The organism is Variovorax davisae (genome assembly GCF_030316845.1).
Lineage (GTDB): Bacteria > Pseudomonadota > Gammaproteobacteria > Burkholderiales > Burkholderiaceae_C > Variovorax > Variovorax davisae.
Map to the genome: position 1 here is coordinate 42,015 of NZ_JASZYS010000025.1, position 6,341 is coordinate 48,355.

Annotated in this window: 9 protein-coding genes; 6 read left to right on the plus strand and 3 right to left on the minus strand. The window is 67.6% G+C overall.

Annotated elements, in window-relative coordinates; genetic code table 11:
* Positions 1–4: 4 nt before the first annotated feature.
* The gene (locus tag QTI33_RS34125; protein ID WP_286511040.1) at positions 5–1,486 is read left to right on the plus strand and encodes an alpha-amylase family glycosyl hydrolase; all 1,482 of its coding nucleotides are present in this window, start codon (positions 5–7) and stop codon (positions 1,484–1,486) included.
* A gap of 7 nt (positions 1,487–1,493) precedes the next feature.
* Here QTI33_RS34125 and QTI33_RS34130 read toward each other — a convergent pair whose 3' ends face one another.
* Positions 1,494–1,772 carry a hypothetical protein gene (locus QTI33_RS34130; protein ID WP_286511041.1) on the minus strand — a complete coding sequence of 93 codons (279 nt, stop codon included), beginning with the start codon at positions 1,770–1,772 and terminating at the stop codon, positions 1,494–1,496.
* On the minus strand, positions 1,769–2,080 hold the full coding sequence (locus QTI33_RS34135; RefSeq protein ID WP_286511042.1) for a hypothetical protein: 312 nt from the start codon (positions 2,078–2,080) through the stop codon (positions 1,769–1,771). The genes QTI33_RS34130 and QTI33_RS34135 overlap by 4 nt, the downstream gene beginning before the upstream one ends.
* A gap of 129 nt (positions 2,081–2,209) precedes the next feature.
* On the opposite strand from QTI33_RS34135, the gene QTI33_RS34145 reads away from it, so the two are divergent.
* From QTI33_RS34145 to QTI33_RS34160, 4 genes are all read left to right on the plus strand, one after another.
* Complete coding sequence (locus QTI33_RS34145; RefSeq protein WP_286511043.1) at positions 2,210–2,368, plus strand: AMP-binding enzyme; 159 nt, start codon at positions 2,210–2,212, stop codon at positions 2,366–2,368.
* Positions 2,356–2,493 carry a hypothetical protein gene (locus QTI33_RS34150; RefSeq protein ID WP_286511045.1) on the plus strand — a complete coding sequence of 46 codons (138 nt, stop codon included), beginning with the start codon at positions 2,356–2,358 and terminating at the stop codon, positions 2,491–2,493. Before QTI33_RS34145 ends, QTI33_RS34150 begins: the two co-directional genes overlap by 13 nt.
* A gap of 79 nt (positions 2,494–2,572) precedes the next feature.
* Positions 2,573–2,710 carry a hypothetical protein gene (locus tag QTI33_RS34155; RefSeq protein ID WP_286511046.1) on the plus strand — a complete coding sequence of 46 codons (138 nt, stop codon included), beginning with the start codon at positions 2,573–2,575 and terminating at the stop codon, positions 2,708–2,710.
* A gap of 124 nt (positions 2,711–2,834) precedes the next feature.
* Complete coding sequence (locus QTI33_RS34160; protein ID WP_286511047.1) at positions 2,835–4,286, plus strand: patatin-like phospholipase family protein; 1,452 nt, start codon at positions 2,835–2,837, stop codon at positions 4,284–4,286.
* A gap of 67 nt (positions 4,287–4,353) precedes the next feature.
* Here the strand turns inward: QTI33_RS34160 and QTI33_RS34165 are convergent, their stop codons facing one another.
* Positions 4,354–5,241, minus strand: a complete 888-nt coding sequence (locus QTI33_RS34165; protein WP_286511048.1) for an SMP-30/gluconolactonase/LRE family protein — start codon at positions 5,239–5,241, stop codon at positions 4,354–4,356.
* A 233-nt stretch (positions 5,242–5,474) separates the two neighbouring features.
* On the opposite strand from QTI33_RS34165, the gene QTI33_RS34170 reads away from it, so the two are divergent.
* On the plus strand, positions 5,475–6,341 hold an 867-nt coding region (locus QTI33_RS34170), incomplete at its 3' end, for an MCP four helix bundle domain-containing protein (protein WP_286511049.1).

Here is a 6,341-nt window from a genome sequence, read left to right on the forward strand (position 1 = left end):
CGCCATGCCCGGGCCACGCTATCCGGTGCTCTACCAGATCAACACGCGGGTCTGGCTGACGGAATTGTCGCGTTCGCTCGGGCGTCGGGCGACGCTGGACGACGTCGCCGACGCCGAACTGGATCGACTGGCGGAGACGGGTTTCGACTGGATCTGGCTGCTGAGCGTCTGGCAGACCGGCGAGGCCGCGCAACGCATCTCGCGCAGCCATCCGTCGTGGCGGCGCGAGTTCGAGCACACGCTGCCCGACCTGCGCGAAGCGGACATCGAGGGCTCGGGCTTCGCGATCACCGGCTACCGCGTGCACGACGGCCTGGGCGGCGACGCGGCACTGGCGCGGCTGCGCGCGCGCATGCGCGAACGGGGGCTGCGGCTGATGCTCGACTTCGTGCCGAACCACATGGCGCCCGACCATCCGTGGACGCACGCGCACCCTGACCACTTCGTCCATGGCACGGAAGCCGACCTGGCGCGTTGGCCCCGGAACTTCACCCGGGTGGAAACCACAAGCGGACCGCTGCTGCTCGCCTACGGCCGGGATCCGTACTTCGACGGCTGGCCCGACACGCTGCAGCTCGACTACGGCAACCCGGCGCTGCAGGCGGCGATGATCGGCGCGCTCGAACGCATCGCCGGCCAGTGCGACGGCGTGCGCTGCGACATGGCGATGCTGGTGCTGCCCGAGGTGTTCGAGCGCACCTGGGGCATCCGGGCCGAACCCTTCTGGCCGAAGGCGATCGCCGCGGTGCGGCGCACGCATCCGGCGTTCCTGTTCATGGCCGAGGTCTACTGGGACATGGAATGGACCCTGCAGCAGCAAGGCTTCGACTACACCTACGACAAGCGCCTGTACGACCGCCTGCACGAGCAGCGCGCCAGCCCCGTGCGCGAACATCTGAAGGCGGACATGGCCTATCAGGACAGGCTGGCCCGTTTTCTGGAGAACCATGACGAGCCGCGCGCGGCATCGGCCTTCGCGCCGGAAATGCATGCCGCTGCCGCGGTGCTGACTTTTCTCTCGCCCGGCCTGCGCTTCTTCCACCAGGGGCAGCTCGAAGGACGGCGAATCCGGATCTCGCCGCACCTGGTCCGCGCACCGGATGAAGCCGCGGACGCGGCGCTCCAGCCGTTCTACGAGCGGCTGCTCGCCGTGCTGCGGCTGCCGGTCGTGCGCGACGGCGGCTGGTCCCTGCTGGACTGCGTTCCGGCATGGGGCGGCAACCCCACGGCCGACAACTTCATCGCTTTCCGTTGGGAAGACGCCGCGCAGCAGCAGATGCTCGTGGCCGTGAACTGTTCGCCGCAGCAATCCCAGTGCTTCGTGCACTTGCCCTTCTCGCAGATGGCAGGGCGCAGCCTGCGGCTGCGGGATCTGCTCGGTCCGGCCGTCTACGACCGGGCCGGTGACGACTTGCTGGCCCGCGGCCTGTTCCTGGACATGCCGGCATGGGGCCGACACGTCTTCGACCTGCAATGGCTGGCCTGATCGGGGCTCAGGCGCCGGCCATGTGCTCCATCGCCTCGAAATCCCGCGTTTCCAGCAGCACGGGGTGATGCGGCGCCGAGTGATGGTGCTCCAGCGCGCAGGCGTCGATGATGGCGGCATTCGCCTTGTAGGCCTCCACCAGGGTGTCGCCGCCGCCGCCAGCGCCGAACAGGTCGCGCAGAGGGTCTTCCGAGATCTCGGCGATGACTCGCTCGCCGGCCAGGCCTTCCGGGTAGATCGCGAACCGCACCGTCGCCGTGTCGAAACAGTAGATGGCTTCGCTCATTTCATTGCCTCCACGATCCGCGCGGGCATGCCAGGCGGATGCAGGACATGCCCTTGCACGCTCTCCAATGATCCGCGCCGCCGCGCCGGACGTCCAATGAAAAGTGTTTCCTCTTCGACAGTGCGGGCAATCTGCCTTTCAATTGGCGCCCAGCGAGAACCCGTGGCCTGGTCGTCCGTCGCCGTCGGCCCGAGGCCGTTGATCTTCTCGTCGCCGTACATGTAGCGCAGGAGCAGTTCGTCGTCGCCGATGTTCCGGTTGCGCTGGCGCAGGCCCGGCAGCACCGGTTCGATGGCGGGCGGCGTCATGGCCACGTCCTTCTCTGGCGCCGTCCCGATCTGGAGCGCGAATCCATACGGGGCGGCTGGTACTACAGCGGCGATCTCGGACGCTTCGATGAGGAAGGATTTCTCTACATCGTCGGCCGGAACAAGGAAATGATGATCAGCGGCGGCTTCGACGTCTACGCCCGCGAGGTCGAGGACGCGCGGCACAGCCATCCGGCCGTCGCCGAAGCGGCGGTGCTCGGCTTGCCGGATGCCGAGTGGGGCGAGGTGATCGCGGCCTTCGTGGTTCGCCGACCATGCTGCCGATGACGCAATTGCTCGGCGTGGTTCCCGAGCAGTCGGGCGTGCCGTGGCTCGCGATCGTGCTGCGGCGCTGCGTGGGGCTGGCGGGCGCGATGCTGAGCGATTCCCCTCGGCGTTGCCACCGCCTATAAGAAGGACATCGCAGCCGCCGAGGACCCGGTCGCGCACCGCCTCGATCTCGAGGCGCGCTACCACGCGATCTCGTCGCCGATGCGCACGGCCGAGCGCTTCGGCGTGCTGGACATCATCGAGCCCGCGACGACGCGGCCGCTGCTGTGCGCATGGGTCGAGGACGCCCAGCGGGCGATGAGCCGCCGTCTGGGTCCGGTGGGGCGCACGATGCGCTGATCCTGATCGCAGGAGCAGGCAGCCGAAGAAGAGGCGCGGCGCCGATGCCAAGGCGTCTACATTAGCCGCTAGGCTTCATCGGGCGGCGACGCCGATTGGGTGCCGGCAGATCAAGGAGAGAAGGATGAATCGAACGCAGCTTTCCTCATGGTGCCTCGCCGCGTGCATGGCGCTTCTCGCTGGTTGCGCAAACCGGCCGGTCAACCCGCCGATCGTTCAGGCGAACCCCGGCAGCGGCTACCGTTTCGAGACCCGCCAGGCGGAGGTCAAGGACAAGGACGCGCTGGTCATTCTGGCCTTCTCCGGGGGCGGCACCCGCGCCGCGGCGTTCTCGTACGGCGTGCTCGAATACCTGCGCCGCACCGAGATCGTCACGCCGAAGGGCAGGGGGCGGCTGATCGACCAGGTCGACATCATCACCGGCGTCTCGGGCGGCAGCTTCACCGCGCTGGCCTATGGCCTCTATGGCGACAAGCTGTTCGACGACTACGAGCAGCGCTTTCTCAAGCGCAACGTGCAGGGCGCGATCATCTCCCGCTCGTTCAATCCGGGCAACTGGGCCAGGCTGTCGTCGCTGGGCTGGGGCCGCTCCGAACTGGCTTCGGAACTCTATGACGAGATCCTCTTCAACAACGCCACCTTCGGCGACCTGAACCGCGGCAAGGGGCCGCTGATCCTCGCGTCGGCAACGGACATCTCGAGCGGCGCCCGCGTGGTCTTCCAGCAGAGCGTTTTCGACGTGCTGTGCTCGGACCTGAACGCCGTGCCCTTGTCGCGCGCGGCGGCGGCGTCGTCGGCGGTGCCGGTGGTCCTGTCGCCGATCACGATCAACAACTACGGCGGCACCTGCCACATGACGCCCCCGCCCTGGGTGAATCGATTCCTCGACACCGACAAGCCGCCGCGACCGGCCGCACGCGCGATCCGCTCGCTGAGGTCGCTCAGCGAGCTCGGCGACGGCGTCAAGCGACCCTATCTGCACCTGGTGGACGGCGGCGTGTCGGACAACGTGGGCATGCGCGGCGTGCTCGACGCGCTCGAGGTCCTGGAGGCGATGCAGGAAGCCGGCATGCCGACGCAGCTCGACAGCGCCAAGAGAATCGTCGTCTTCATCGTCAATTCGCTGTCCGTGCCGCCCACCCAGTGGGACGAATCGGAGTCGCCTCCGGGCAGCGTGCAGATCCTGCTGAAGTCGAGCGGCGTTCCGATCGACCGCTATTCGTTCGAGGCGGTCGAACTGCTGCGGGACATGGCCGCGCGATGGGACACGATGCGCCGGGTCCGCAACTCGCAGGCCATGGCGGACAACAAGGACCCGGCGCTCGCGGCTGCGATTCGCGGGCCCAATGCCGAGATCTACGCGATCGACGTTTCGTTCGCCGCGCTGAAGGACAAGGCGGAGCTGGACTACCTGAATCGGCAGCCGACGACGTTCGTGCTGCCCGACGAAGCCGTGGATCGCCTCCGGGCAGCCGCGGGAACGATCATCTCGGGCTCCCCGGAGTTCAAGCGCCTGCTGAAAGACGTGGACGGCAGCTTGGTGAGTGAACCCGCGCGGCCGGGCAATCAGCGCTGAGACCTTCCTGTCGGCGGGCTGCGCTGCGTCCGGCCCGCGAGCGTCGCCGTCCCATCGATGGCGGCACTCACGGCGCCGTCCCGTACATCTGTTCTGGCAGCCCGGGGACGTCGACCTCGACCGCCAGCAGCGCGCCGGCCAGCGGTTCGTTCTGCAGCGCCGCCGGGGTCAGCTGATTGGTGGAACTGGTGATGTACAAGGTGCGCAGGCCGGGGCCGCCCAGGCAGACGCAGGTCGGGTTGGTGACCGGCAGCTCGATCACGCGATCCACCTTTCCTGCGGGCGTGTAGCGAATGACGCAGCCGCCGGCGAAGGCCGCGTTCCAGAGGCAGCCCTCGCTGTCCACGCAGGCGCCGTCGGGGCGGCCGCGATGGTTGGCGTAGTCGGCGAAGACGCGCCGATTCGACAGGACGCCGTCCTCGACGTCGAAGTCGAAGGCCCAGATCGTGCAGCGGCGCGTGTCGGACATGTAGAGCGTGCGCTCATCCGGCGCGATGGCAATCGAGTTGGTGACGATGATGTCGTCGAACTGCCATTGCGCGCGGGCGTCGGGGCCGACCCGGTAGAAGCTGCCCAGCGGCTCCCTGAAGGCGACGTCGGCGGTGCCGATCCAGAGGCGCCCCCGACTGTCGCAGCGACCGTCGTTCAGCCGCGTTCCCTTGCTGGCCGGCTCGACGTCGACCAGATGTTCGAGGCGGCCGTCGCCGGGCTCGAAGCGGTAGAGGCTGTTGTCCAGCGCGATCACGAATCCCCCCTGGCGATGCAGTGCCTGCCCGCCGAGGAAGGTGTGGCCCTCGAACCGATGCACCTCGTGGCGGCCGCTGCGCTCGTCGAAAGATTGAAGCCGCGGCCGGTCGATGTCGATCCACCAGAGCTTTTCGGTGCGCGGACACCACAGCGGCGTCTCGCCGAGGCGGTCGCGGACGTTGATGACGCAGCGGACGTTGTCAGTCATTCGCTCGCGTGACTTGGTTGGCGGTTTGGATGCTTGGGGCATGCTTGGACTGAACAGTACAAGATTTGGACGAGCTGGTGCATCGGAGGCTGCCCAGGGTCAACCCCAGGCCAAGCGGATCGTCATCCGACGGCTTGCCCCGAAAAGGCGCCGCTGCGAAAGACCCTTCACTTTCGGGGCCCTGCTGCCGATAGACCTTGACGGCCGGGCGATCCGGCAACAAGGAGCTATTCGTGCAGCATTTGAAGATCGGCGTCCGCCTGGGCCTGGGATTTGGGATCGTCCTTGCGCTCATGGCGCTCATGACCGGGCTCGGCATCTGGCGGCTGCAGGCCGTGACCCAAGCGGCCGAAGATATCACCCACCAGCCGCTGGCCAAGGAACGGATCATCAGCGACTGGTACCGGCTCGTTGCCGTGGGCGTCCGTCGCACGATCGCGATCGCCAAGAGTGCGGATCCTGCCCTCGGCCCCTTCTTCGCCGAAGAGGCCGCCAACTCCACCAAGGAAGCCCAGGCCCTTCAGAAGCAACTTGAACCGTTGCTGGTCAGCGAGGAAGAAAAGGTGCTGTGGAAGGAATTCCAGGAAGTCAGGGCCCGGTACCTCGAGGGGCGCGACGCGGTGGTCAAGGCCAAGGCCGGGGGCACGGCGGAAGAGGCCAACCAGGCGTTGGAGCGCCAGTTCATGCCCACAGCCAAGATCTACCTGGACAACGTCCAGCGGCTGCTCGACATCCAGCGGCGATCGATCGACGATACGGTGGCCCATATCGGCGACAACTACCGTGCCAGTCGCAATTTGCTTCTGGCGCTCGGCGCGCTGGTGCTGGGCCTGGGCGCCATCTGCGCCTGGTGGCTCGCGATCGGTATCACCCGGCCCTTGGGCAGGGCCGTGCATGTGGCACGCACCGTGGCCGGCGGCGACCTGACCAGCCGGATCGAATCCGGGTCACGCGACGAGACCGGGCAGTTGTTGCGGGCGCTCAAGGAGATGAACGACAGCCTGGTGAAGATCGTCGGCGAAGTCCGCACCGGCACCGACACGATCGCGACGGCCTCGGGCCAGATCGCCACCGGCAACCAGGATCTCTCGTCGCGCACC